General features: G+C 59.0%; 33 protein-coding genes. 31 read left to right on the top strand and 2 right to left on the bottom strand.

Annotated elements, in window-relative coordinates; genetic code table 11:
• Window positions 1–33 precede the first annotated feature (33 nt).
• The 30 genes from ICA16_RS16490 to recX all read left to right on the top strand — a co-directional run bounded on the left by ICA16_RS16490 (window position 34) and on the right by recX (window position 23,261).
• Window positions 34–2,448 carry a phage tail tape measure protein gene (locus ICA16_RS16490; RefSeq protein WP_210701059.1) on the top strand — a complete coding sequence of 805 codons (2,415 nt, stop codon included), beginning with the start codon at window positions 34–36 and terminating at the stop codon, window positions 2,446–2,448.
• Window positions 2,448–2,831 carry a phage tail protein gene (locus ICA16_RS16485; RefSeq protein ID WP_210701058.1) on the top strand — a complete coding sequence of 128 codons (384 nt, stop codon included), beginning with the start codon at window positions 2,448–2,450 and terminating at the stop codon, window positions 2,829–2,831. Before ICA16_RS16490 ends, ICA16_RS16485 begins: the two co-directional genes overlap by 1 nt.
• Window positions 2,824–3,036, top strand: coding sequence for a tail protein X (locus ICA16_RS16480; protein WP_210701057.1), 213 nt, complete (start codon window positions 2,824–2,826; stop codon window positions 3,034–3,036). The genes ICA16_RS16485 and ICA16_RS16480 overlap by 8 nt, the downstream gene beginning before the upstream one ends.
• Before the next feature lie 9 nt (window positions 3,037–3,045).
• Window positions 3,046–4,074: a phage late control D family protein gene (locus tag ICA16_RS16475; protein WP_210701056.1), complete on the top strand. Its 1,029-nt coding sequence runs from the start codon at window positions 3,046–3,048 to the stop codon at window positions 4,072–4,074.
• 160 nt (window positions 4,075–4,234) lie between these two features.
• Window positions 4,235–4,819, top strand: a complete 585-nt coding sequence (locus tag ICA16_RS16470) for a phage tail terminator protein (RefSeq protein ID WP_210701055.1) — start codon at window positions 4,235–4,237, stop codon at window positions 4,817–4,819.
• The gene (locus tag ICA16_RS16465; RefSeq protein ID WP_210553867.1) at window positions 4,816–4,998 is read left to right on the top strand and encodes a DUF2635 domain-containing protein; all 183 of its coding nucleotides are present in this window, start codon (window positions 4,816–4,818) and stop codon (window positions 4,996–4,998) included. The genes ICA16_RS16470 and ICA16_RS16465 overlap by 4 nt, the downstream gene beginning before the upstream one ends.
• Window positions 4,998–6,494, top strand: a complete 1,497-nt coding sequence (locus ICA16_RS16460; RefSeq protein WP_150618083.1) for a phage tail sheath subtilisin-like domain-containing protein — start codon at window positions 4,998–5,000, stop codon at window positions 6,492–6,494. Before ICA16_RS16465 ends, ICA16_RS16460 begins: the two co-directional genes overlap by 1 nt.
• 67 nt (window positions 6,495–6,561) lie before the next feature.
• Window positions 6,562–6,909 (top strand): phage tail tube protein, encoded by a 348-nt coding sequence (locus tag ICA16_RS16455; protein WP_210701054.1) that lies wholly within the window; start codon window positions 6,562–6,564, stop codon window positions 6,907–6,909.
• Window positions 6,906–7,202, top strand: a complete 297-nt coding sequence (locus tag ICA16_RS16450; RefSeq protein ID WP_007908778.1) for a phage tail assembly protein — start codon at window positions 6,906–6,908, stop codon at window positions 7,200–7,202. The genes ICA16_RS16455 and ICA16_RS16450 overlap by 4 nt, the downstream gene beginning before the upstream one ends.
• 130 nt (window positions 7,203–7,332) lie before the next feature.
• Window positions 7,333–8,895, top strand: coding sequence for a phage tail tape measure protein (locus tag ICA16_RS16445; RefSeq protein ID WP_210701053.1), 1,563 nt, complete (start codon window positions 7,333–7,335; stop codon window positions 8,893–8,895).
• Entirely contained in the window at window positions 8,882–10,117 is a 1,236-nt protein-coding gene (locus ICA16_RS16440) for a DNA circularization protein (RefSeq protein WP_210701052.1), read from the top strand. The genes ICA16_RS16445 and ICA16_RS16440 overlap by 14 nt, the downstream gene beginning before the upstream one ends.
• A 3-nt stretch (window positions 10,118–10,120) precedes the next feature.
• Window positions 10,121–11,167 carry a phage baseplate assembly protein gene (locus ICA16_RS16435; RefSeq protein ID WP_210701051.1) on the top strand — a complete coding sequence of 349 codons (1,047 nt, stop codon included), beginning with the start codon at window positions 10,121–10,123 and terminating at the stop codon, window positions 11,165–11,167.
• 114 nt (window positions 11,168–11,281) lie between these two features.
• The gene (locus ICA16_RS16430) at window positions 11,282–11,791 is read left to right on the top strand and encodes a phage baseplate assembly protein V (protein WP_150605435.1); all 510 of its coding nucleotides are present in this window, start codon (window positions 11,282–11,284) and stop codon (window positions 11,789–11,791) included.
• A complete protein-coding gene (locus ICA16_RS16425; RefSeq protein ID WP_150618079.1) occupies window positions 11,791–12,189 on the top strand; it encodes a phage GP46 family protein in 399 nt (132 codons plus the stop codon). The genes ICA16_RS16430 and ICA16_RS16425 overlap by 1 nt, the downstream gene beginning before the upstream one ends.
• On the top strand, window positions 12,179–13,225 hold the full coding sequence (locus ICA16_RS16420; protein ID WP_210701050.1) for a baseplate J/gp47 family protein: 1,047 nt from the start codon (window positions 12,179–12,181) through the stop codon (window positions 13,223–13,225). The genes ICA16_RS16425 and ICA16_RS16420 overlap by 11 nt, the downstream gene beginning before the upstream one ends.
• Window positions 13,213–13,812: a YmfQ family protein gene (locus ICA16_RS16415; RefSeq protein ID WP_210701049.1), complete on the top strand. Its 600-nt coding sequence runs from the start codon at window positions 13,213–13,215 to the stop codon at window positions 13,810–13,812. The genes ICA16_RS16420 and ICA16_RS16415 overlap by 13 nt, the downstream gene beginning before the upstream one ends.
• Window positions 13,813–13,823: 11 nt before the next feature.
• The gene (locus tag ICA16_RS16410; protein ID WP_210701048.1) at window positions 13,824–14,981 is read left to right on the top strand and encodes a phage tail protein; all 1,158 of its coding nucleotides are present in this window, start codon (window positions 13,824–13,826) and stop codon (window positions 14,979–14,981) included.
• Window positions 14,978–15,493, top strand: a complete 516-nt coding sequence (locus ICA16_RS16405) for a phage tail protein (protein WP_210701047.1) — start codon at window positions 14,978–14,980, stop codon at window positions 15,491–15,493. Before ICA16_RS16410 ends, ICA16_RS16405 begins: the two co-directional genes overlap by 4 nt.
• Before the next feature lie 129 nt (window positions 15,494–15,622).
• Entirely contained in the window at window positions 15,623–16,720 is a 1,098-nt protein-coding gene (locus ICA16_RS16400) for a phage tail protein (RefSeq protein ID WP_210553858.1), read from the top strand.
• A gap of 7 nt (window positions 16,721–16,727) precedes the next feature.
• Window positions 16,728–17,294 (top strand): tail fiber assembly protein, encoded by a 567-nt coding sequence (locus ICA16_RS16395; RefSeq protein ID WP_210553857.1) that lies wholly within the window; start codon window positions 16,728–16,730, stop codon window positions 17,292–17,294.
• A gap of 22 nt (window positions 17,295–17,316) precedes the next feature.
• Window positions 17,317–17,619 carry a hypothetical protein gene (locus ICA16_RS28470; RefSeq protein ID WP_414704746.1) on the top strand — a complete coding sequence of 101 codons (303 nt, stop codon included), beginning with the start codon at window positions 17,317–17,319 and terminating at the stop codon, window positions 17,617–17,619.
• A gap of 102 nt (window positions 17,620–17,721) precedes the next feature.
• Window positions 17,722–18,057, top strand: coding sequence for a gp53-like domain-containing protein (locus ICA16_RS28340; RefSeq protein ID WP_338049940.1), 336 nt, complete (start codon window positions 17,722–17,724; stop codon window positions 18,055–18,057).
• 2 nt (window positions 18,058–18,059) lie between these two features.
• Entirely contained in the window at window positions 18,060–18,491 is a 432-nt protein-coding gene (locus ICA16_RS16385; RefSeq protein WP_150618072.1) for a phage tail assembly chaperone, read from the top strand.
• A 54-nt stretch (window positions 18,492–18,545) separates the two neighbouring features.
• Entirely contained in the window at window positions 18,546–19,748 is a 1,203-nt protein-coding gene (locus ICA16_RS16380) for a carbohydrate binding domain-containing protein (protein WP_210553855.1), read from the top strand.
• A 10-nt stretch (window positions 19,749–19,758) separates the two neighbouring features.
• Window positions 19,759–19,977 carry a hypothetical protein gene (locus tag ICA16_RS16375; RefSeq protein WP_210622066.1) on the top strand — a complete coding sequence of 73 codons (219 nt, stop codon included), beginning with the start codon at window positions 19,759–19,761 and terminating at the stop codon, window positions 19,975–19,977.
• A gap of 33 nt (window positions 19,978–20,010) precedes the next feature.
• Window positions 20,011–20,577 (top strand): glycoside hydrolase family 19 protein, encoded by a 567-nt coding sequence (locus ICA16_RS16370; protein WP_210701046.1) that lies wholly within the window; start codon window positions 20,011–20,013, stop codon window positions 20,575–20,577.
• Window positions 20,556–21,074 carry a lysis system i-spanin subunit Rz gene (locus tag ICA16_RS16365; protein ID WP_210701045.1) on the top strand — a complete coding sequence of 173 codons (519 nt, stop codon included), beginning with the start codon at window positions 20,556–20,558 and terminating at the stop codon, window positions 21,072–21,074. The genes ICA16_RS16370 and ICA16_RS16365 overlap by 22 nt, the downstream gene beginning before the upstream one ends.
• 67 nt (window positions 21,075–21,141) lie before the next feature.
• Window positions 21,142–21,642, top strand: coding sequence for a CinA family protein (locus ICA16_RS16360; protein WP_210701044.1), 501 nt, complete (start codon window positions 21,142–21,144; stop codon window positions 21,640–21,642).
• A gap of 83 nt (window positions 21,643–21,725) precedes the next feature.
• A complete protein-coding gene (gene recA / locus ICA16_RS16355; RefSeq protein ID WP_210701043.1) occupies window positions 21,726–22,784 on the top strand; it encodes a recombinase RecA in 1,059 nt (352 codons plus the stop codon).
• A gap of 9 nt (window positions 22,785–22,793) precedes the next feature.
• Window positions 22,794–23,261 carry a recombination regulator RecX gene (gene recX, locus ICA16_RS16350; RefSeq protein ID WP_210701042.1) on the top strand — a complete coding sequence of 156 codons (468 nt, stop codon included), beginning with the start codon at window positions 22,794–22,796 and terminating at the stop codon, window positions 23,259–23,261.
• Between the two features lie 55 nt (window positions 23,262–23,316).
• Here the strand turns inward: recX and ICA16_RS16345 are convergent, their stop codons facing one another.
• Window positions 23,317–24,435: an LOG family protein gene (locus tag ICA16_RS16345; protein WP_150605445.1), complete on the bottom strand. Its 1,119-nt coding sequence runs from the start codon at window positions 24,433–24,435 to the stop codon at window positions 23,317–23,319.
• Between the two features lie 351 nt (window positions 24,436–24,786).
• Here ICA16_RS16345 and ICA16_RS16340 point away from each other — a divergent pair, with 351 nt between their 5' ends.
• Window positions 24,787–24,981 (top strand): hypothetical protein, encoded by a 195-nt coding sequence (locus ICA16_RS16340; RefSeq protein WP_150605446.1) that lies wholly within the window; start codon window positions 24,787–24,789, stop codon window positions 24,979–24,981.
• Here ICA16_RS16340 and ICA16_RS16335 read toward each other — a convergent pair whose 3' ends face one another.
• Complete coding sequence (locus ICA16_RS16335) at window positions 24,982–25,407, bottom strand: PA3611 family quorum-sensing-regulated virulence factor (RefSeq protein ID WP_042557929.1); 426 nt, start codon at window positions 25,405–25,407, stop codon at window positions 24,982–24,984.
• Between the last annotated feature and the right edge of the window lie 150 nt (window positions 25,408–25,557).

Genomic DNA, 25,557 nt, shown 5'->3' with positions numbered 1-25,557 from the left:
ACTCGCCTTGGCGTGAAACAGGAGTAGAGCGGCATGGCAGAGAGCAAATATGCGCTCGTGCTGACCACCATGAATGGCGGTGCAGGGTATAACGCCACGGGCCCGGCAAGTGGGCAGTTGGTAATCGATGCGCTGGCCAGACCTCTGGCGGAACTGAAGTTGGCGGTCTTGACGGCGAGCCAGGATATTCGGCTGCTGATCAAGGAACAGGTCAGACTGCGGGATGTTATGGCCGCGCTGCAATCGCTTGCGAAGTTCAATTTAGCGGCTCCAGCAGCCGTTGCGGCGAGTGAGCCGAAGTCAAAACTCACGGCTGCAATCGAGCAGCGTCCACCCCGCGCATCTATGCAGCCAGCCATGGCACTTCAGACGGCCATGGCCAGACTCAAGCAAGTGCCAGGGATGAGCAGCGACCTCAAGAGCATGGAGAATGCCAACCGTGAACTGGCCAGCGAAAAGTCGATGGCCGGCAGTGGCGCTACCGCTGTAAGCCTGGCCGAGGTTGAGTATGCAGCCGGCAAGTCTGGTGTTGGCGCCAATCTCACAGGCGATGCGAAGGAAAAGGAACTGCTTGATTTCGGTCGCGATGCCGCGACGAATGCGACAGCGTTTGGCATTGAACTCAAGGCTGCAGGGGAAATGCTGGCCGCATGGCGAACCTCGCTCAAACTGGATCGTGCACAAAGTCAGAATCTGGCCGATGCCACCAGTCATCTCGGGAAACACTCGCTGAAAGCAACGGCAGCCGATATCGGCTCAGTGGTGCAGAGTTCCGGCGAAGCGGGCGTTGCAGCGGGTATTGCGCCTGAGCAATTGGCCGCACTGGCAGCCTCTCTGCTCAATGCCGATGTGGACAAGGCAACTGCCAGCGCCTCGGTGAAAAGCATTAGCGCGGCGCTGGCGAAGGGTAGAAAAGGCTCCGCTGAGGAGCGCGCGGCCTGGGCAACACTTGGACTTCAGCCAGACAATCTGACCGATGATGTGCCGCAAACCCTTTTCAGGACTTTGGAGGCGCTGAAGAAACAGCCGGCCAGCCAACAGGCCGCACTGCTCAAAACGCTGTTCAACGGCGATGAAGGCGTAAGCAAACTGCTGGAAAAACCGCAGGACGTCGGCCAGACGTTTGCACTGCTGACGGCTAAAAAACCGCTCGATCCGCAGACCGAGTTGCTGAAGAAGTTATCCGGCGGTAGTGAGGGCTTACATCAGTTGATGGCACTACCATCGGCTGACGGAAAGGCGTTCTCACCGCTTCCCCTCCAAGGACCGACGCAAAGCCTTGAGCCGCAATACAAGGGTGCGGTGCAAAGGTCAGCTGATGCGGCAGGGGGCAGCGTACAACAAAGCCCGGACGCATACGAAGCCAGCAAAATTCGGCTGACGAAAGCCGTGGCCCCGAATGTGCAAATGCCGGATTGGCTCACCGCCAGCATGAACTTGATGGCGGACAAAGCCGAAGCGAATCCGAAAGTAGCGACGGCCCTGGCACTTGCGGCGGCGGGCATTACGTCGATGGTGGGGGCATTGCTGGCCAAGGCGTTTGACAACTTTACGGGAAAGCTTGTGAAGTCCGCGGCGGCCAGATTACCCGCGGGGCTTGGCAAGTGGATCGCCGATGTCGATGTTACCGATATCAAGCCTGACACCTCCCCTGACACATCCAAAGCCCCCAAGGACAAACGTTCAACGGATAAGCCGGGCTCCACAGGGACCTCCGGCAGACGGGGTGGGCTGAGACCTCGCCGGGTCCGCATCAAATCCAGGATTCAAGGCAAGGACGCCAATCGGCCCTTGCTGAGCCCCGGCGATTTTGTTGCTCCCAGACCTGTGATCAGCGCACCCGGACCCTGGCCCGGCAGCATGACGGCATTCGCCGGTTCATCGAGCGCCAGTTCAATGCGCGCAGCACCGTTGTCAGGGTCCTACGCCAAGGCAGGCAGGTTAGTCGCCAAAAAAGCACCACCACTGCGCCTGCTCAGCGCCGGTTATGAAATGGTCACTGGCGTGATGAAAGGGGACACCCGCTCGGTCGTGTCGTCCGGCGCCTCGTTGGCCGGGGCTTCTGCCGGCGCAGCCATCGGAGCGGCGATCGGCACTTTGATTCTGCCGGGTGTGGGCACCATGGTCGGCGGTTGGCTCGGAAGCATGGCCGGCGCTGAGATCGGTGCTTCGCTGGGCGACAGGCTAGGGGCTCAAGTCGATCGGCTTGATTCACCTGCGCAGGTCAGTAAAGAACTGACCGCAGTCGCGGCGACGCCTGCGGCCACCGTCGCGAATCAGCCTGTCACGCTCAACTCGACCATTCACATCAATGGGCAGGATCAGGCCAGCGCTCAGACACTGGCCAATCTGGTGGTGCAAACGACGATGAGCCAGTTGGGCCAGATCATGCCGACCAACCCCCTCGCCACCCGCCGTGACGCAGCCCTGACCGATGGAGTCGCCTGATGAAACAACAAATGGCACTGGGCAGTTTCATCTTCGGCCTGTCGCGAAACTTCGCCTACAGCACGCTGGCGCGAAAATCCGATGGCGGCTGGACGGAACTGCCAATCCTCACCAGTAAACCCAAGTCCAGCCAGACCGGGCAAAAGCCGGAAACCCTGACCATCAGCGGCACCTCGATGTACGCCGTCGCCATGGAGCGCCTTGATGAACTGCGTGCGCTTCAGGCCCTGCGGGTGCCGCTGCCGTTGATTGACGGTATCGGTCGTAACTGGGGCCTGTGGCGGATCAACAGCATCGATGAAAACCAGAGCGAGGTCATCGATGACGGCACCGCGATGGTGGTCAAGTGGACCCTCGGATTATCGGAGTTCAACAATGCGTAAGGTTCGAAGCGTGGCCGGTGATTCGGTGAATCTGCTGCTCTACCGCGAAAACGGTCGCAGCGATGACGCCGCCGAAGAGGCGCTGTGGAAACTCAACCCGACCCTTGCCGAATACGGTCCGATCCTGCCCGCGGGCGTATGGGTCGTACTGCCGGAACTGGAGACGAAAGCGGCCGCGGTCAAAGCGCTTACGGCCTGGGATTAAGGAGGCTGCATGGCACTCGGTTTTACCCCGGCAGTAAAAATCTACGGGGCCAATGCGGCCCTGCTTAATCAACGGCTGATCAGTTGGGAACACATCGATGCGGCCGGTTTCGAGTCCGATCAACTCACGTTGACGATCGATCTTGAAGGCCTCGAAGGGTTACCGAACCTGGGCGGGAAAATCGGCCTGGAGGTCGGTTATCTGGAATCGGGAATGGTTGACAAGGGGCAGTTCAAAGTGACGCGCCTGACACCGACCCTGTTCCCGTTTCGCCTGACCCTGGTGGCCACTGCGGCGCCGTTCAGCAAGGATGATGAAACCGGCTTCAAGCAGCGCCGAACCGCCAGTCACGGGCCAACGACGCTGGGTGGATTGTTTCGCGAACTGGTGTTGCGACACGGCTTTTCACCGCGTGTTGCACCTGAAGTTTCGTTGATCAAAATCGCCCACGTCGACCAGTCGAATGAAACCGACATGGGCTTCCTGACGCGCCTGGCCAAAAAGTACAACGTGATCGCCAAACCCTACGACGATGTGTACGTGCTGGCGCGGCCCGGTCAGACCAAGTCACTGTCGGGCAAAATTTTGCCCAACGTCACCTTGTCAGTCTCCAGCAACAACCGGCCCGGCGATCATGCCTTCATCAGCGCCACGCTGGAGGAATCCGCCCGCGAGCAGGCCAAAGGCTGCAAAACCTGTTTTGTGGATGCGGCTACAGGCGTATTGCGCTGGATCGAAACGGGGCTTGCACCGTTCAAGACTATCCGCCAGAAGCAACCCAATGAAGCGGATGCCATCGCCGTCGGCGAAGGCGAAGTGCGCAAGATGTTGCGGCACAAGTACAAGGTGAAAATCACCTGCCCGGGTGATCCAAGGCTGGCTGCCGAAGGCCTTGTGCTGCTCGACGACACATGGCCGGACTTCATGCGTGGGCGCTGGTCGATCGACAAGGTCACCGCCAGCGGCAATCGCGAGAACAGCTATCGCTGTTTGATTGATGCGACTTGCCTCGATCCCAAAGCAGAAGCGCAAGACTGATTCACCGCGACTTCGCAGCAACACAAATCCTTGTAGGAGTGAGCCTGCTCGCGATAGCGGTGGGTAAATCAACATGAATAGCGACTGACACACCGCTATCGCGAGCAGGCTCACTCCTACATTGGGCCCTGCGGAACTCTCATCAATTCGGAACACCCTCATGAAGATCACCCCGATCCTCACGCAGTTGCGTGCGCAATGCCCCAGCCTGGCCAGTCACATTGCGGTAGGCGTCGATCTGGTATTGCTGCAAGGCAATCCCGACCTGCCGACACCTTCGGCCCACGTGCTGCCACTGGCCGATGTGGCCAGTAGCAGCACCGCACAAAACCTCATCACTCAACCGATCCGCGACCGCTTCGAAATCGTCCTCGTGCTTGATGCCACCGACGCTACAAAAGCGCTGAATCTGTTGCACGACCTGCGCGGCGAACTGTGGCGCGCGCTGGTGGGGTTCAAGCCTGACAACGACTACAACGCCATCGTTTATGACGGCGGCGAAATGGTCTCGATCAACAGCAGCCGCGTGTTTTACCGGTTGCGCTTTTTTGCCGAGTTCCAGCTCGGTCGCAACCTGCCCGGTCAACCTGCGCAGAGCTGGCACGAACGTGAACTGGACGGTTTGTCGTCCTTTACCGGGGCCACCGTGCGAGTCGATGCGATCGACCCCGCCGACCCCAACCTGAAACGCCCGGGCCCCGATGGGCGCGTGGAAATGACTTTCTCTTCTGAGGTAACCCCATGAGCAATCGCATCATCGTGCTGCCGGCCGCTGGCCGCGCCGTACCTGACCCGGAGGCGGGCGATCTGCTGCCCCTCGAAGGCCGTGAAGTGCTGGACAGCGCCTGGTGGCGCCGGCGTCTGGCCGACGGCGATATCACACTCAAAACCGCAAAAGCGGCTAAACCACAGGGAGCCAAATAATGGCGATCGGATTCAGCAACATCCCCGCGGACATTCGTGTACCGCTGTTCTATGCCGAAATGGACAACTCGGCCGCCAATAGCGCGAGCTCGACCATGCGCCGTTTGATCGTCGCTCAGGTCAACGATAACGTCGCCCCGAGCGAGGTCGGCAAACTGGTGCTGGTCTCCAGCATTGCACTGGCGAAAAGCATTGGTGGTCAGGGCTCGATGCTCGCCTCGATGTACGAGACCTTCCGCAAGGCCGACCCGATCGGCGAGATCTGGTGCCTGCCGCTGCACAACGCTGAAGGCGCCGTCGCCAAAGGCGTGCTGACCCTGACCGGCACCGCGACTCAGGCGGGTCTGCTCAATCTGTATGTTGGCGGCGTGCGTGTGCAAGCCACCGTGGTCAACGGTGCAACCGCTGCTCAGGCAGCCACTGCGCTGGCGCAGAAAATCAACGCCAGTGCCGATCTCCCGGTGAGTGCTGCAGCGGCCGAAGGTGTGGTCACCTTGTCTGCCAAATGGACTGGCGACAGCGGCAATGACATCAGCCTGCAATTCAATCGCCTGGGCAAGAGCAACGGCGAAGAAACCCCGGCCGGCCTGACCAGCGCAATCACCGCCATGACCGGTGGCGCCGGCGTGCCCGATCAGATCGCTGCTGTCGCGGCACTGGGCGACGAGCCGTTCGAGTTCATCGCACTGCCGTGGTCGGATCTGGCCACCCTCAACACCTGGCAAGCGGTCATGGATGACAGCACCGGTCGCTGGTCGTGGGCCAAGCAACTGTTCGGTCACGTCTACAGCGCCAAACGCGGCACCGTCGGCACTCTGGTCGCTGCAGGCCAGGCGCGCAACGATCAGCACATGACCATTCAGGCGCTGGAACCGGGCGTTCCGCAACCGGTCTGGGTACAAGCCGCCGCACTGGCTGCACGCACCTCGGTGTTCATCTCCGCCGACGCCAGCCGTCCGACGCAAAGCGGCAGTCTGCCGGGTGTCGATCCGGCGCCGGCGAGCGAGCGCTTCACCCTGACCGAGCGTCAGTCGCTGCTCAACTACGGCATCGCCACCGCGTACTACGAAGGCGGCTACGTGCGCATTCAGCGTTCGATCACCACCTACCAGAAAAACGCTTACGGCCAGGCTGACAACTCCTACCTGGACAGCGAAACCATGCACCAGTCGGCGTTCATCGTGCGTCGTCTGCAAAGCGTGATCACCAGCAAGTACGGCCGGCACAAACTGGCTTCCGACGGCACCCGCTTCGGCGCCGGCCAGCCCATCGTCACCCCGAGCACCATCCGCGGTGAGCTGATCGCCCAGTACGCCAAGCTCGAACTGGAAGGCCACGTGGAGAACGCCGAGCTGTTCGCCGAGCACCTGATCGTCGAGCGCGACGTGCAGGACCCGAGCCGCGTGAACGTGCTGTTCCCGCCGGATTACATCAACGGTCTGCGCGTGTTCGCACTGCTCAACCAATTCCGCCTGCAATACGACGACGCAGCCTGATCGCAGCGTTCGACGTCAAGCATTCAGCCCACCTCGCGTGGGCTTTTTTATTGAAGGGAGTAACACCATGGGTCAACTGATTGCAGGCACCTGCTACGTCAAGGTCGACGGCGCACAACTGACTATCAATGGCGGCTGTGAAGCCCCGTTGATGGTGGTCAAACGCGAAACCGTCGTACCCGGTTTCTACAAGGAAACCGACATCGCACCGTCGTTCAAAGTGACCGCGCTGCACACCGCCGACTTCCCGCTGAAGAAGCTGATCGAAGGCACCGATATCACCGTCACCTGCGAATTCAGCAACGGCAAAGTCTATGTGCTGGCCGGCGCTTACCTGGTCGAAGAGCCAGTCTCCAAAGGCGATGACGCCACCATCGAACTGAAATTCGAAGGCATCAAGGGGACCTGGCAATGAGCGGCGCCGTGAAGCTTCAAGTTGCGATCGAAGCTCACGGCGAGCCCCTGACCGAACTCGTCCTGCGCCGTCCGACGGTGCAGGAAGTGCGAGCGATCAAGGCGTTGCCGTACAAGATCGACAAGAGCGAAGAGGTCAGCCTCGACATGGACGTCGCGGCCAAATACATCGCCGTGTGCGCCGGCATTCCGCCGTCGTCGGTCAACCAGTTGGATCTGGCTGACCTCAATGCGCTGAGCTGGGCTGTTGCGAGTTTTTTCATGAGTGCGGCGTCGGCGCCATCACCGACCTGATCGCAGTCGCCTATGACCTGGCCTGGTTCTGGAAGGTTGACCCCGAACAGATGATGGCCAGGCCACTGGATGTGCTCCGCGAGTCGCTGGAGCACGCGCAACGGATCAATGCGATGCAGCAGGTGCAGTGATGGCAGACGAAGAAAAGAAAGTGAAAACTCCGGTGCTGATCACGGGCATCGATGAACTGTCGCCCAAACTCGGCGCCCTTCGGGCCAATGTCGAGAGCTTCAAGAAAAACCTCGAGCAGACCGGCCTCGGCAAACTGGACATCAGTGGTCTGTTCAAGGGCGGCAGCGTGATTACGCCGTTCGTGGACGGGATCAAGTCGGCGGTGGCGTTTCAGGGAAAGTTGACCGAGGTCAGCGCGACGGCAAAAACCGTCGACCTGCCCGCCGCACCGAAAGTCGCTGCGCAGAACATGAACGTGTTCAGTGCGTCGATGGAAAAGGTCACGGGCGCAATCGATGCCGCGCTGGTGCCCGCTGTCGGTGCATTGGTCGTCGGACTTGAGCCGATGCTCACCCAGGTCAGCGGTATCCTCGCCGACAACCCGCAACTGGTCGAAGGACTGGCGGCGGGGGCTATCGCGTTCTCGGCGATGCAAACCGCTGTGACCGGTGCGACCCAGGTGTTCGACGTGATGAGCATGGTGATGAAGGCTAACCCGATCATGCTGATTGCCGCTGGCATTGCCTTGGCTGCCGGTTTGATCGTGGCCAACTGGAAACCGGTCTCGACGTTTTTCATCGGGCTCTGGCAGAAAATTGCGCCGGTTGTCATTCCGATGGCCGAGTTTTTCAAGACGATGTTCGGTTACACCCCGTTGGGGCAATTGATCAGTAACTGGGGACCGGTCACAGCGTTTTTCGCGGCGTTGTGGGAGGGCGTCAAGGCTGTCGCGGCGCCGGTGATGGAGTTCTTCAAGACCTGGTTCAACTATTCGCCTCATGGGCTGATCGTGAATAACTGGGGGCCATTGGTCGGGCTGTTCTCTTCGATCTGGGATTTGCTCAGAGCGGTCTCGGTGCCTGTGCAGACTTTCCTGCAAGGCTTCTTTGATTGGTCGCCGCTGGAAGTGATCCAGGCAGTCTGGGGCGGGGTGGTCGGTGTGTTCACCGCGATCTGGGATTACATCAAGCTGCCGTTTGTGGCGATGTACGCGGTAATTCGCGAGCAACTGGGCTGGTCACCGCTGGAAAAAATCATCGAGAACTGGGCACCCGTTACCGCCTGGATCGAAAAGTGGGCGCAGAAGTTTCAGGACGCCATCGCACCGATCAAGGCGTTTTTCAACGGCGGTTTCGGCGAGCTGATCGCTGATGCCAAGGCCAGGGTGGATGTTTTCACTCAAGCCCAGTTGAAGACCAACGCTGAAGGTAAAGGCGAACTGGCGCCGGTGTTTTTCAAAGGCACCGTGGAGTCGTCACCGAGCCCGTTGGCGGCACCCGACACTACGCCGGAAAAACCGGCCATGCAGGCCGGCTCACTGTCGCAAACCTCCAACACGCTGATCCAGCAAAGCGCCGCCAACAACCGCACGCAACTCGAGGGCGGCCTCACCGTGCGTTTCGAAAACGCGCCGGCCGGGCTGCGCACCGATCAACCGCAAACCAATCAACCGGGCCTGGCGCTGTCGTCGCGCATCGGCTATCGCTCACTGTCGGCAGGAGGTTCCAATGAACTGGCGTGACCGCTTGTTGCCGGCATCCTTTCGCGGTGTCGGGTTCTGGATCGATCAGGCGAAAACCCCGGTCGGTCGCAAAGGTCAGTTGCACGAGTATCCGCAGCGTGACCTGCCGTTTTTCGAGGACCTCGGCCAGCAGGCCAAGACCCACGATCTGACGGCATTTATCGTCGGTGCCGATTGCCTGGAGCAGCGCGACAAGCTGCTCAAGGCGCTGGAGGCGGGCAGCGGTGAGCTGGTGCATCCATGGCTCGGACGCTTGCAAGTCAAGGTTGGCGAGTGCGACATGACCCACACCCGCCAGGACGGTGGGTTGGTCACGTTCGCGCTGAAGTTCTATCCCGATCAGCCGTTGCCGTTTCCGACGGCAACCGTCAGTACGCAGAAAGTCTTGCTGGCCAAGGCCGACACTTTGCTCGGTTCTGCGGTGGCACGCTTCGAACAGGCGATGACCTTGATCAAGGCTGCGCGGATCGGTATCGCCAATCTGCGCAACAGCCTGACCGGGGTTTATGAGGTAATCAAGGAACAGCTCAAACCGCTGATCGAGCAATACAAACAGATCACCGAACTGGTCAAAGCCGTCAAGGAACTGCCCAAGGAAGTGGCGGCGGAGTTCAAGGGTTTGCTCGGTGATATCAAGGAGCTGAAGGCGTTCGCGAAGGAGGGCTACCGTGGCGTGATTGCCGACGTGTCGCAACAACTCGAAGCCATCCGCAAGGCCGATGCACCGAAGATCACCACCGGCAAGGACACCACCGCGGCGGCGCAAGCCATGGCGGATCTGGTGCAGGACACAATGCTGGTCAAAGTTGCGCAATGGGTGGCATCGATGCCGGTAGCGACCACCCCGGTCAAGCTGCAATCGACGCCATCGGTAGGCCAACAGGCGACGAGCCCGGTGGCCCGGCAGGAAGTCCCGGTCAGTGACGACATGCAGGCTCTGCGTGACGCCGTGGCCGTGGCGATCAATCCAATGCTGGACAAGGCCGACCCCGCGCACTTCCAGGCCATCAGCGATGTGAAAGAGGCGCTGATTGCGCATCTCAAGGCTGTGGCGTCGTCCGGTGTGCGGCAAGTCAACAAATCCTTTCAGGAGAGCTTTCCGGCGGTGGTCGTGGCCTACAAGCAATTTGGCGATGCAACTCGGGTGACCGAAGTGACTCAGCGTAACGGGATATCTCATCCGGGCTTCTCGCCCAACGACGTGAAAGTCTCCGGGGAGTGAACCATGAGCGAGATGGACAACCGCGTTACGTTGATAGTCAACGACATGGAGTACGGCGGCTGGAAAAGCGTGCAAATCACGGCTGATCTGGAGCGCCAGTTTCGCACCTTCAAACTCGACATCACCTGGCAATGGCCGGGGCAGACGGTTGATCAGCGGATCAAGCCCGGCGACCCGTGCGAAGTGAAGATCGGCAAGGATCTGGTCCTCACCGGTTACGTGTTCAAGGCGCCCATTACCTACGACGGTCGGCAGATCAGCCTGAGTGTCGAGGGCAGTTCCAAGACTCAGGACCTGGTCGATTGCGCCGCCACCAATCGGCCCAATCAATGGCAGGAGCAACCGTTGCTGAGCATCGTCCAGGCGTTGGCGATGGAGTATTCGCTGACGGTGGTCAACGAAATTCCCGAGACCTCGCGGCTGGCCAAGCACACGATTGTGCCGGGTGAAACGGTGTTCCAGTCGATCGACCGTTTGCTCTCGTTGTTCCGGGTGTTTTCCACCGATGACGAGCAAGGCCGGCTGGTACTGGCCAAGCCCGGCAGTGGCGGGCGCGCCAGCGATGCACTGGAGCTGGGCAAAAACATCCTGTCGGCCAACGCGGCGATGGATTACAGCCAGGTGTTCTCCGAATACCGGGTAATCGGTCAGCAAAAAGGCTCTGACAAGAAGAGCGGGGCGGCCGTCAGCGAAGTTGAATCGACGGCGGCCGACCTGAGCTTCAAACGTCGACGCACTACGATCATCAACGAAGGCACCGCGCTGACGTTTGAGCTGGCGCAACAACGTGCCCAATGGGAAAGCGCCACCCGCATGGGGCGGGCGCAAACCACCACCTATCAGGTGCAGGGCTGGCGCCAGGCCAACGGTGATCTGTGGCGTCACAACACGCTGGTGAAGGTCAAGGATCCGGTGCTCGGGTTCGATGGCGACATGCTGATCTCCAAAGTGACGTACGCGTTGTCGGCACAGGGCTCGGTGACAACCCTGCAGGTTGCGCCGCCGCATACCTTTGATCCTGATCCTTCGCCCCCCAAAAAGACCTCATAGCCCCTCAAAAGATCGCAGCCTTCGGCAGCTCCTACAGGGGCTCAATTTACAGCTGTAGGAGCTGCCGAAGGCTGCGATCTTTTGGCGTCGGCCCCGTTCTCACAGGAACCCAAAATGAGCCTACTGACACGCCTTCTGGCGCGCGGCACTGTCGTGCTCGCCAATTCGGCATCCAAGCTGCAATCGCTGCAAATGCGCCTCACCGCCGGCGAAGTCAACGATGACCTCGAGCACTTCGAACCTTACGGCTTCACCAGCAACCCGCTGGCGGGCGCCGAAGGTGTCGTCACATTTCTGGGCGGTGACCGTTCCCACGCTATCGCCCTGGTGGTCGCCGATCGCCGCTATCGCTTGCAATCGCTGGCCAGCGGCGAGGTGGCGATCTACACCGACGAGGGCGACAAAATCCATTTCAAGCGTGGGCGGATCATCGACATCGAAACCGCCACGCTGAACATCCGCGCCAGTACCGCTGTGAACTTCGATACGCCGGTGATCAACCAGACCGGCAAGATCGTGTCCACCGGCGATCAGCTTGCCGGCGGCATCAGCCAGATCAAACACGTGCACGTAGGCGTGCAGGCCGGCAACGGCCAGACCGGCGCACCGGCAGGAGGCCAGTGATGTTTATCAGCCAGAACCTCCACGCCGCGCTGACCCGCGCCGTGCTCATCAGCCTGTTTAGCTGGCGCCGCGCCGCCGATGACGACGCCCTCGACGACGAAGAGCGCTACGGCTGGTGGGGCGACACTTTTCCTACCGTTGCCGACGATCGCATCGGCTCACGCCTGTGGCAGTTGCGCCGGGTCAAATTGACCCGACAGACCCAGATGGACGCCGAGTTTTATGCCCGCGAAGCCTTGCAATGGCTTATCGACGACGGCCATTGCAGCGCCATCGACATCATCAGCGAACGCCTCGACGCCCAGCGCCTGAACCTGCGCACGGTCCTGACCCTGGCCGACGGTGAGCGTCTGGACATCAACCCCGATAACAGTTGGCAGGTGATCTATGCCGTTTGAAACCCCTTCGCTGCCGGTGCTGATCAAGCGCACCCAAAGCGACCTGGCCGGCGATTCGCTGCGCCAGTCCGATGCGCAAGTGCTGGCCCGCACTTTGGGCGGTGCCGCTTATGGCCTGTACGGTTATCTAGACTGGATCGCCGAGCAGATCCTTCCGGACAAGGCCGACGAGTCGACCCTGGAACGCATCGCCGCCCTGCGTCTGAACCAGCCGCGCAAACCCGCGCAAGTGGCCAGCGGCAGCGTCAGTTTTACAGCAACGGCCGGCGCAGTGCTGGACGTGGACACGCTGCTGCAAACGAACGACGGTCGCACGTACAAAGTGACCACGGCGCGCACCACTGCCAACGGCATCAACACCACGACCATTGCCGCGCTGGATGCCGGCAGTTTGGGTAACGCCGATGCCGGTCTGGCATTGACCCCGGTGCAGCCGATTGCCGGCATCGTTGGCAACAGTTTTGTGGTGTTGGCGCCGGGACTCAGCGGTGGCGTGGCGCGCGAAAGTCTGGAGTCGCTGCGCTCGCGGGTGATCCGTTCCTATCGCGTCATCCCGCACGGCGGCTCGGCCAATGACTACGAGACCTGGGCGCTGGAAGTGCCCGGCGTAACCCGCGCCTGGTGCCGTGGCGGTTTGCTCGGCCCGGGCACAGTGACGGTGTTCATCATGCGTGACGACGATCCGCAACCAGTGCCCAACGACGAGCAACTGGCAGAGGTTCAGGACTACATCGAACCGCTGCGCCCGGTCACCGCCGAAGTCCATGTGCAGCGACCGATTCAGGTGCCGGTGGTCTATCGCTTCAAAAGCGTCAATCCGGACACCACGGCTGTACGCGCCGCCGTCGAAGCGCAGTTGCGCGACTTGCACAACCGTGAAGCCGATCTCGGCGTGCCGTTGCTGATCAGCCACATCCGCGAAGCGATCAGCAGTGCTGGCGGCGAATACGATCACACGCTCACCGCACCGGTCGTCGATGTGCCCGCAGGCCAGAGTGAACTGCTGACGTTTGGAGGTTGCGTATGGGGGGCATAAGAACCGCAGCGCAATACCAGGCGCAACTTCGCGCACTGCTGCCTTCGGGCCCCGCGTGGGACCCGGAACGGGTTCCGGAGCTTGAAGAAGTACTCCAAGGCGTCGCCGTCGAACTGGCGCGCCTTGACGCCCGCGCCGCCGATCTGCTCAACGAAATGGACCCGGCCGGCGTCAGTGAATTGGTGCCGGACTGGGAGCGGGTGATGAACCTGCCCGACCCCTGCCTGGGCGCCGAACCACTGTTCGACGACCGCCGTCTCGCCGTGCGCCGGCGCTTGCTCGCGGTTGGCAGTCAGGCCGTCGGTTACTACCTCGTAATCGCCAAAAGCCAGGGCTACCCCAACGCCAGCATCACCGAACACGAAGCACCACGCATGGGCCGTGCGCGTTTCGGTTCGGCACATTTCGGCACGTGGGAAGCGCAGTTCATGTGGACGCTCAACACCGGCGGCCGCCTGCTGCTGGGTCGACGTTTCGGGGCGAGTTACTGGGGCGAACGCTTCGGCGTAAACCCGGGCTCGGCACTGGAATGCCTGATCCACCGCAGTGCGCCGGCGCATACCAAAGTGCACATCAACTATGACTAGGGAGTGATGCAATGGATTATCCGAAAAGTGTGCCCAGCGCCGGGTTGGTGAATGGGAAGTTTGTCGATGAGAACCCGCTGATGGGGACGCCGGGGTCGTTGATTCCGGCGGAGTGGGGCAACAGTGTCACGCAGGAAATCATTAACGTGATCAGGGCCGGGGATCTGGCGCCGGATGAAAACAAATACGATCAGTTGTTGCAGGCGATTCAGTCCGTAACATCCAAGGGCTGGAATCAGGATCTGGCTTTGCCTTTAATGGCATTGCCGCTGCCGACGGTCGCCACCTCCGATGGTCGTTTGCCAGTCAGTCCGGCTGCGGCATCCACCAGCGGTGGCAGAGTTTCGATTTCTGCCGGTACGTTTATCAGCCTTGGCCAGGAAGTGGTGAGCGGCCAATTGGGGCGTTCACGCACTTTCGTGACTTCGTCCTGGAGCAGTGCGGATCTTCTGCCCAGCAGCCATTACTTTCTGCGTGCGCAGGTCATCGGTGGTGTGCTGACGTTCTACATGCAAAGGGGTGGCATCCACGACGTGGTGCCGGAGTCACTGAAAGGGGCACTCAACGGTGCTACCGGTGGCGGATTCCAATCCACGGCGCTGGACATGTGCCTGGCGTGGGTGGTGACCGGTGCGCCGGGTTCCGTGCCTACGGTGCGCACCATTTACAACAGGGCACGCTTGACCTGGACACAGACCGTCAACGGCACTGGGGCAATATTCCTTCCGCTTGATCCTCATGCACGTTCTGCTCGTATGGTTGCTGGTAACCCGACTCCGTCGTCGACGGCAGTGACAACGGTTGCCTTTCCGTCAACTGGTTGGGCCGGAGGCAACTATTGCTTTCTGTCGCCCATTATCGCCGGCAGCTCCAATAACCCGGGTGGCTGGAACCCGGCCACGGTTGCACCGTGCGTGTTGTTCAGTAACAACATCGTCAATGACGTTACGGTTTCCAGTCTGACTGCGAGTTTCGATCACGCCAATTTGCGCTCGCTCTGGCAGTGCTATCAGGCTGAGCACAACCTTGGACAATCGGTTGCCGACAGTGACGAATTATTGCTGAGCATGGGCATCAAGAGCCATCCAGTCACCGACTACAGCGTTGGTATCGCGATCAACTTTTCTGACGCCGTGAACGTCCAGCTTTCGTGGGAGCTTATTCGATGATCGTTATTCAAGAACTTCACCAGTTCGATGGCGAGTTACGTGTTCCCCAGCCTTCAACTGCCCACGACTGGGATGGCGAACAGTGGGTACTGAGCGCTGATAAAAAACGTGTTTTGGACGAGCAGGAAACTGAACACCTGTGCACCAAAGTCGATGCAGCCGCCGACAACGCTCGCACGGCACTGGCCGGCGACCCGCTCAAAGCCATGGAATACGCCCAGGCTGCCGCCGACGCCCAGGCTTATCAGGACTCTGGTTACCCGAAAAAAGAAGTACCGCTGTCGATCGCTGCGTGGGTAGTCAAAGGTCGCACGGCGAAACAGGCTGCGGAGCAGATCCTCGGTAAAGCCGAGCAACTTACCGATCACCTGCTGGCTCTGCGCACCTTGCGCCTGAAGGCCAAAACGCAGATCCGCGCGCAAGCGACCAAGGGCAACATCGATCTGGCGCGCAGCGCCGCCGATGAAGCGATTGCGTCGATCCGCGAACTGGTCAGCGCACAGGCCACCTGAGACACCAATCTGCCTCACGCAAGCCCACTTCACCGTGGGCTTTTTGTTTTCAGTAAAAGACCGCGGACGAGGTTGCAGCGGCAGCGCTCGGGACGCGGCTCATTTGTTATTTCAGAGGAACGAACAGTTATGGATTACCCAAAAAGCATCCCCAGCGTCGGCCTTGTCGATGGCCGCTTCGTCGATGAAAACCCGGTGGCGGGAACGCCGGGTTCGTTGATTCCGGCGGTGTGGGGCAACAGCGTGACTCAGGAGATCCTGAGTGTGATCAGCGGCAGTGGGTTGGTGGCTTCGGAAGCGGATAACAGCCAGTTGTTCAAGGCGATTCAGTTGATAGTCGGTAATGCCAGCCCGATGCGTTCGGTCATCACTCGACTTGCTGTTTCCAAAACGCTGACCGAGCAAGAACTCGGTCTCGTGCTGATCGACGCGAGCCCGACTCCGCTGACCGTGCTGTTGCCGCCGGCTGACGTCTCACTCGGTGTGCGCGATGTGATTGTTCGTCGTGTGGACAACAGCGGTAATCGCTTGGTGATCCAGGCATCCGGCACTGACCGCGTCCGTTTTCACACACATCTTTCACCGAGTGGCTATCCATTTTTCGCACTGATGGGCGGTGGTGACTGGTGGCATTTACGCAGTGATGGTGCGGGAGGCTGGTGGCCGGTCGGTCGCTTTGACAGCACTGCCTTGGGGAGGCCGTTTTTTGAAACCACCACGGTGCTTAACCCCGGAGGTTATGGCGTTCCCAATGGCGATCTGTTCAAACGTGCTGAGTGGCCTTGGCTGTGGGATTTTGCCCAGTCATCCGGTGCGTTGACCACTGAGGCCGGGAGAACGGGAAGGGAAGGAGGTTGGACCAGTGGAGATGGTTCCTCGAACTTTCGAATTCCCGAAATTCGCGGCGAGTTTTTGCGGGTACTGAGTGAAACCAGAAACGTTGATGCCGGGCGGTTGGCCGGCAGTCTGCAAACACATGCCTTGCAAAGTCATAACCACTATCTACCGACTGGCACAGGCGCTTCTTTCAAGCCTGCCCCGGCGATTCCGGATCCCGTGTGGGACGTTGGCACCAACGTCAACTTTTCACCGACTACCACGACAGTCGCAACTACCTATCCTAACCCTGCATTCGACTCGGACACCTACATTGGCAATATCGGCAATTTCGCGGGTGAAACCCGCCCGCGAAATATTGCCTACCCCGCTCGTATCAAACTGATTTGAGGTAAATATGTTCAATTATTTGATAGACGACAGCGGCGCACTGACCGGGCCTGTCGAGTTCCCCCTTGTGCCGGGTATCGGTGTGCAATTGCCGAGTAACGCTGTGACATTGAGTATCGAACTGTCGCCGGCCCCGAGCGGATATGCGTGGGCATATGACAACGGGTCTCTGCAACAAAAGCTCGATTTACGCGGTGACGTTTATCGCACCAATACGGGCATTCGAGAAGTCTGGACAGCGTTGGGCGATATACCCGAAGGCTTCACCAAGCTGCCATGGCCGGGCGGATTTCATGCGTGGGTCGATAATGCGTGGCAGATCGATCAAGCCGCGCAATTGGCCGATCTCAAACGTGTCGTTCTCGTCAAGCGCGACACGCTGCTACGCGAAGCAGTCCTGCGCATCGCGCCTCTGCAATACGCCGAAGACATTGGCGACGCCAGTCATGACGAACAGCTGCTCCTGCTCGAGTGGAAGCTCTACAGCGTCGAGCTCAATCGCATCGAAAAGCAGCCCGGTTTTCCGCAAGAAGTGAGTTGGCCGGTGATCCCCGGCGCCTCCGTCGTCAACTGATTAGTACATAAGGAAATGTACAGTGGACTATCCAAAAAGTATCCCCGGCGTTGGCCTGGTCAACGGCGGTTTTGTCGATGAAAATCCCGTGACTGGAACACCGGGGTCATTAATTCCGGCAACTTGGGGTAATAGCGTCACGCAGGAAATTCTTGAAGTCATCAAAAGCTCGGGGGCGGTCGCGGACGAAGCTGATAACACTCAGCTAAGAGCAGCAATCAATACGCTAATCTCGAAAAAATACAGTGACAGCCTGGCTGGACAGGAGGACGCGGAGTCTGGTGCCAGTGCTACCAAATTGATGACCCCGTTGCGCGTATTCTAATCCATTGCGAAAAAGATCCAGCAGGCAACAGAGTCCATCGTTGGCACAGCAAAAGTCGCCTCTCAGGCAGAGGTTAATGCTGGCGTAAGTGACACGACTATTGTGACGCCGAAAAAACTCAGACTTGGCTTCATGGTGAGGCTGGGGATTTCAGGCTACATCGTTTTTCCTTCCTGGATGGGTGGATTGATCATCCAGTGGATTAACGGCAGTGCCAGTCAGTCGGGCAACAACAATTGTGGCGATCTGAATATGTGGCCGCTGGCATTTCCCAATGCGTTGTTTCTTGCAGTTGCCACACATGAAGGTACATCAACAGCAACGTTTTTGACGTGGAACGGTGTTTCAACGGTGAATCCGCGCGTGGGCATCAACGTACGCTGTCCTGATTATCCGGGTGTCTCCATTTCCGCGCGCACCATCGGGATAGGGTATTGACTATGTATTATTTTTCTCCCGCAACTTCTGGCTTCTACCACTCGGATTTACATGGGCCGAATATCCCGGCCGATGCGTTTCAGCTAAGTGAAGGTGAGTACTGCGCGCTGGTGTCGAACGCCCCTAAAGGCACGGTTCTTTCTCTGAACATTGACGGCCGCCCGGAAAGGGTTTTACTCGCCGTACAAACCGACGATGGTTTAGAACGCGCCTGGCGAAACAAGGCGCTGGAGTCGACTCAATGGCTGGTACTTCGCGACGTTGAAGAAATGGAAGCCGGCGAGGGTACGACACTGCGCACGGAGGAGTTCAAAGAACTTCTCGCTTACCGGCAGGCACTGCGCGATTGGCCAAACGATCCTGAATTTCCGGATACACGCTCTCGGCCGGTCGAACCCGACTGGCTGGAAGTGTTGCTGCGTACAAATGGCTGAGCAGTCTGCCCTTTGGCAGCGCAGACGCAGCCCGAACTAAAAAGGAAAATTAACGTGGATTATCCAAGAAGTGTGCCCAGCTCCGGCTTGGTCGACGGCAAATTTGTTGATGAAGATGCGATAGCCGGAACACCGGGATCGCTGATTCCGGCGATCTGGGGCAACAGTGTTACTCAGGAAATACTCAGCGCGATTACCGCGGCGGGTTTGAAGCCAGACGAGCAGCAGACTGATCAGTTGGCTCAGGCGATTCGGCAATTGTCCAAGCCCGACCCGCTGCAACAGTTTCCGGTTCAGGTGTATCGCAGAAATCTGTTGATCAATGGCGGGTTCGATATCTGGCAGCGCGGTGCAATCAACCAAGGGCCAAACATTGGCGGCTATGTGGCCGATCGTTTTCGTTGCGATTGGAATGGCAATGCCGCCGTGACCATCTCTCGCCAGGACTTCGCGCCGGGCCAGCCAGAAGTGTCCGGTGAGCCGAGTTATTTTTTACGCTGGCAACAAACCACCGCTGGCGTCGGTGCAACCGAGCACAAGGTTTCCCAGAGCATTGAATCGGTCCGGACACTGGCCGGGAAAACGGCCACCCTAACCTTCTGGGCGCGATCTGATGCTGCTCGACCGTTAAAAGTGGCGATAGGTCAGTACTTTGGGACCGGTGGTTCGGAGGCGGTCGTAAAAGTCGTCGATATTTTTCAATTAAGCACTGCTTGGGCCAAGTACAGCGCAACATTCCAGGTCCCGGCTATTGCGGGAAAGATGCTCGGTGCCAATGATTACCTGCGGCTGGCTTTCGATCTTCCGCTCAATGTTTTACAGACGGTCGACTTCGCAAGAGTCCAGTTGGAGGAGGGACCGATCTCCACGCCATTCGAATATCGTCCAGCCGCTGAAGAGATGATGCTTTGTCAGCGTTACTTCGAGAAGTCTTTTGCCAACCGTTTAGCGATTCGTGCAAACAATGGCGTCGGTACATGCATTGTCACGTTTACTCAGGCAGCGGCTGCAAATAACGGTCAATACGGAATGGTCGTAGACATGCAGGTGCAGAAGAGAGTGCAGCCTACTGTTGTCCTGTATTGCCCCGGAAATGAAAGTAATCAGGTTTGGAATTACTCGGCGGGAGTGGCCTGCACGGGAACAACTGTACAAAGTGTGACACAGCGCAGTTTTGCGATCGGCACTGTGACGCCTGTAAACAGCCAGCCAGGTAACGGATTGCAGATTGAATGGACAGCAGACGCTGAAATCTAGGAGTGAACCCATGACCTATCAAATGACAACTTATGGAGTGCTGCGCATTGAGGATTCAGCATTTATCCCGCAGGACCTGACCAACCGGGACTGGCTTGAGTATCAAGAGTGGTTGCTGTCTGGTGGCCTGGTTTTGCCATTGAATGAAACACTCGAAAAGACTGCCTCGGATAGCTCCGTGAAAACTCTGGCAAAAAAATGGCTGGCAGGTATCAGTCGCCAACCATGATTCAATCCCGGCATCCAGGGAGGATTACGCATTATGCAAATCACTGAAAAAAACCTTTTAAACATCATGCCAAACGCCCGCAGCCAAGCGGGCGTTTTTGTTTCTGCGCTCAATAGCGCCATGGCTAACCGTCGCATCGAAACGCCCAAGCGTATTGCTGCATTCCTCGCGCAAATCGGTCATGAATCGGGGCAGTTGCAATACGTGCGGGAACTGGGCAACAACCAGTATCTGAGCAAATACGACACAGGCACTCTGGCGTTACGTCTGGGCAACACGCCCGAGGCCGATGGCGACGGGCAGAAGTACCGCGGTCGCGGGCTGATCCAGATCACCGGCCGTAGCAACTATCGTCAATGCAGCGTCGGGCTGTTCGGCGATGAGCGTCTGCTGTCCTTGCCGGAACTGTTGGAGCAGCCGCAATGGGCCGCTGAATCCGCCGCGTGGTTCTGGGAAAAGAATGGCTTGAACGAGCTCGCCGATCGCGATCAGTTCAACACCATCACCCGGCGTATCAACGGCGGGTTGAACGGCTTGCAGGATCGACTCGAAATCTGGGCGCGGGCGAGGGCGGTGTTATGCCAATTACCTGGCGAGTGATCGGCATCTTGTTGCTGGCCGCTGGTGCGTTTGCCGCGGCTTGGCAGTTTCAGGAGTGGCGCTACGAACGGCAACTGGCCGAACAGGCTCGGTTAAACGCAGAAGTGCTCAATCAACTGACCCTGACCGCAGCCACCGCGCAACAAGCCGAGCAGGATAAACGTCTGGCACTGGAGCAACGGCTCGCGGCCAGTGAACGAACCCACTATCGAGCGCTGAGCGATGCCCAACGTGATCAGGATCGCCTGCGCGATCGTCTTGCCACTGCTGATGTGCGCCTGTCAGTCCTCCTCGACGCAGGCGACGTTGCCGCAGGATGTGCAGTGCCAGCCGCCACCGGCACCGGCGGCGTGGATCATGCAACCGTACGCGCCCGACTTGACCCGGCGCATGCTCAACGAATTGTCGCCATCACCGGCGAAGGCGATCGCGGACTGATTGCCTTGCAGGCTTGTCAGGCCTATGTCAGAGCGTTGGCGCCCGAACATTTTGAATAAGCTTGTGTATTGAAAGCGCAACCGGCTCGTGTACGGTGGACGCATTCCACACGATCCGGAGAGCACCGTGAAAGAGATCACTCAACTGGCAGCCGAGCTTGGCCGACGTCTGCAAGTGCTCAATGCCCACGTCACCACCGCCGAGTCCTGCACCGGCGGCGGGATTGCCGAAGCCATCACGCGGATTCCGGGCAGCTCGGCGTGGTTCGAGGCCGGTTACGTGACGTACTCCAACCGGCAGAAAACCCAGCAACTGAATGTGCCGGCCGAGTTGTTCGACTCGCTGGGCGCAGTCAGTCGCGAGGTGGTCGAGGCGATGGTGCGGGGTGCGCAGGCACAGAGCCTGGCGCGGTTCGCCGTAGCGGTCAGCGGTGTGGCCGGGCCCGACGGTGGCACGCCAAACAAACCGGTGGGCACCGTGTGGCTGGCTTGGGGCGTTGGCGATGCGGTTTCCAGTGAAGTGCAGCACTTCGCGGGCAATCGCGATGAAGTCCGCCGACAAACGGTGAAGGCCGCGCTAGAAGGGCTCATGCGACTAGCGGCACGAGAAATCGAAAATCAGGGGTAGGCGATCCGCGAACGCTGTGGAATAATACTGGCTACTTATACAGGTGTTGGCCGTCAGGCCTTATTGATTACGTGAGGACTTTAATGGACGACAACAAGAAGAAAGCCTTGGCTGCGGCCCTGGGTCAGATCGAACGTCAATTCGGCAAGGGTGCCGTGATGCGTATGGGCGATCAGGACCGTCAGGCGATCCCGGCTATCTCCACTGGCTCTCTGGGTCTGGACATTGCACTCGGCATTGGCGGCCTGCCAAAAGGCCGTATCGTTGAAATCTACGGTCCAGAATCTTCCGGTAAAACCACACTGACACTGTCCGTGATCGCCCAGGCTCAAAAAGCTGGCGCGACCTGCGCATTCGTCGACGCCGAACACGCCCTCGACCCTGAGTACGCCGGCAAACTGGGCGTCAACGTCGATGACCTGCTGGTTTCCCAGCCGGACACCGGTGAACAGGCTCTGGAAATCACCGACATGCTGGTGCGCTCCAACGCCGTTGACGTGATCATCGTCGACTCCGTGGCTGCACTGGTGCCGAAGGCTGAAATCGAAGGCGAAATGGGTGACATGCACGTGGGCCTGCAAGCCCGTCTGATGTCCCAGGCGCTGCGTAAAATCACCGGTAACATCAAGAACGCCAACTGCCTGGTTATCTTCATCAATCAGATTCGTATGAAGATCGGCGTGATGTTCGGGAGCCCGGAAACCACCACCGGTGGTAACGCGCTGAAGTTCTATGCCTCGGTTCGTCTCGACATCCGCCGTACTGGCGCGGTGAAAGAAGGCGACGAAGTGGTCGGCAGCGAAACCCGCGTCAAGGTTGTGAAGAACAAGGTCGCTTCGCCGTTCCGTCAGGCCGAGTTCCAGATTCTTTACGGCAAAGGCATCTACCTCAACGGTGAGATGATTGATCTGGGCGTGCTGCACGGTTTCGTCGAGAAGTCCGGCGCCTGGTACGCCTATGAAGGCACCAAGATCGGTCAGGGCAAGGCCAACTCGGCCAAGTTCCTGGCAGACAATCCGGAAATCGCCAAGAAGCTCGAGAAGCAACTGCGTGACAAGCTGCTGGCCCCGGCAGCAGACGTCAAGGCTTCGCTGGCCAAGGACAAAGTCGACGATATGGCTGAGGCCGATGCCGACGTTTGAAGTCTTTGAATGACACTTGTACTCGATACCCTCGTCGCGGTGCGGCGAACCGCCATGGACCTGCTCGCACGTCGCGAGCACGGTCGAGTCGAGCTGACGCGTAAACTGCGTCAGCGCGGCGCTGAGGCGGAAATGATCGAAACAGCCCTCGACCGTTTGACGGAAGAAGGGCTGCTTTCCGAAACCCGTTATCTTGAAAGCTTTGTTTCCTACCGAGCCCGTTCCGGTTATGGCCCTCTGCGAATTCGCGAGGAGCTGAGCCAGCGTGGTTTGCAACGTGCCGATATCGAACTCGCCCTGCGCGAAAGCGGTATCAGTTGGCAGGAGCAACTTCAGGAAACCTGGCAACGGAAATTCTCCGGGCATTTGCCGATTGATGCCAGGGAACGGGCCAAACAAGGCCGGTTCCTGGCGTATCGGGGCTTCTCGATGGAGATGATCAACCGCTTGTTCAGCGGTAGAGGGATGGACGATTAGAACGGTTGCAACGAAACGGCCCGCTATGAAAATAGCGGGCCGTTTTTTTTTGCCTTCAAATTACCTTCGAGGGTTCTCTGCTGCGTTGCGCGGCTTGCGGTTGGGAGTGGGCCCAGTTTTCCGGCAAGTTGATGTAGTCGACCAGTTCCCTCAAGCGCCCTTGATTGCGGGCGGTGAAGGCAAAAGCCAATCGCGCCAGATGGCTGAACTGGGCGTCGTCGTGTTCTTCGCCGCTGTAAACATGCTGATGGAAATGGCCGCTCAAACACAGATCGGCAAAGGCTTCCTGCATATGCTCCAACGCCTGATCGCTGAGCTTGTGATTCATGCGAATCACGAATTGCCCCTTGAGCCAGCGACTGGAGTGGAAGTTGCTGTAAAACTGGGTGATCTGTTCCACCGCTTCCTCGACGGTGTAGACCAATCGCATCAGCTTCATGTCGGTTGGCAGGATGTAGCGGTTTTCCTCCAGTTGCTGGCGGATGAAATCCATCGCGCCTTGCCAGAACGTACCGCCCGGTGAGTCGAGCAATACCACCGGAACCAGTGGGCTTTTGCCGGTCTGGATCAGGGTCAGCACTTCCAGTGCTTCATCCAGCGTGCCGAAGCCGCCCGGGCACAGCACCAATGCGTCGGCCTCCTTGACGAAGAACAGCTTGCGGGTGAAGAAGAAGTGGAACGGAAGCAGGTTGCCGGTACCGTCCACGGTCGGATTGGCATGCTGTTCGAAGGGCAGGGTAATGTTGAACCCGAGGCTGTGATCACGCCCTGCGCCTTCGTGGGCGGCGGCCATGATGCCGCCACCGGCACCGGTGATGACCATCATGTCCGAACTCGCCAGTTTCGCGCCGAGCTCCCGGGCCAGTGCATACAGCGGGTGCTCAACCGGCGTGCGCGCCGAGCCGAACACGGTGACCTTGCGCCGGCCCTTGAATTTTTCCAGAACCCGAAACGCCTGCTCCAGCTCGCGCAGGGCTTGCAACGTGATCTTGGCGTTCCAGCGGTTGTGGTCTTCCTGGGCCATGCGCAGCACCGTCAGGATCATGTCTCGGTAGATGGGAATATTTGGGCTGTTGGGAGAAACACGGCTGAGTTGTTCTTCGACCTGGCTGATGAGGTCGGGGCCGCTTTCCTGAAAATGACGGTTTAGGAGGTCATTCGGTTGGTAAGGCATTCAACGTCTCCTTCTGCACGGAGCGGGCCGCCCTGACGTGCGGCGTCAGGGCTGCGCTGCGAAAACACACAATCGACAGTTGCTTTTCCTGCCGCTGAAAATTGATTGTGAATACTCTGAATCTAGACCCTTGCGGGTGATTTCGCTGATTTGATCATTGCGCTGCAGCGTTGCGGATGGCAATCGCTTGTTGATTGTTCGGTCGATGGCTTCACCGCTCGTCCGAACGTGCGCCGAACGACGAACCCTCTGATTAACTAACCTACAGGCACCTTGCTACAACTTGGCATTACTGACCGTACGCAAGGAGCACGCTATTAAGGATTTGTGGGTAGCAAGGAGGCGGGATACTTGGCCAGAGTGGTTCTGGAAATCGATACGCAGCTGTATCGGATGTTGAAGGCAGCAGCCGAGACTAACCAAGTGAGTCTCGAAGAGGAGTGCTGCCGAAGGTTGGCAGGCGGGGAGCGGCGTTCTCGTTATTTACAGGCCCTGGTGGCCGAGTTGCGCGCCGAGGATGAACAGCGGCGCGCCAATTCGCGATGATTACTTCTTTTTCGCCGGAGCGGCTTTTGGGCAATCCGAATCCTGGTAGCTGGCAGCGCCAACAGCCTTGTTGGTTTTCACTTCGGTGAATTCGTAACGCATGATCGCGCCTTTGGCCATCAGCTTGCGGAACGATGGGTTGTTGCAAACCGAAGCACCCAACTGGAAATACACGGCTTTGGGGTCTGCGCGCATTTTGTCGGCGTGGCTCTTTTGTACGCTCAGGTGATTGATCAACTGAGTGCCTTCAACGGTGTAGCCCTGATCAAGAATGTCTTCGTTGATTGCCCGTGGCGTGCCGACGCTGCTTTGGGCGGCGACATTGCGCAGCTCTCTGTTCAGATTCTGCTCACTCAAGGATGCAGCTTGAGCGGTGAAGGACGACGCCAGCAGAATGGCAGCGGTGGGAACGATAAGGCGCAGCATGAAACTCTCCTGGTTCAGTGACTGGTGTTTCGACCAGCCACGTGACTGTGCGTTCAGTGGCGGCGAATTATAGGGGAGCCAGTCTGGACGGTACAGGTTTGTCCCTGTCGCTCTGGTAAACTTGCGGTCTTTACTGCCCTGCCGAGTGTT

It is taken from the genome of Pseudomonas anatoliensis (genome assembly GCF_017976235.1).
In the GTDB taxonomy this organism is placed as follows: Bacteria; Pseudomonadota; Gammaproteobacteria; order Pseudomonadales; family Pseudomonadaceae; genus Aquipseudomonas; species Aquipseudomonas anatoliensis.
The sequence above is the reverse complement of the archived record's forward strand: the minus strand, read 5'-3'. Positions and strand labels throughout refer to the sequence as shown.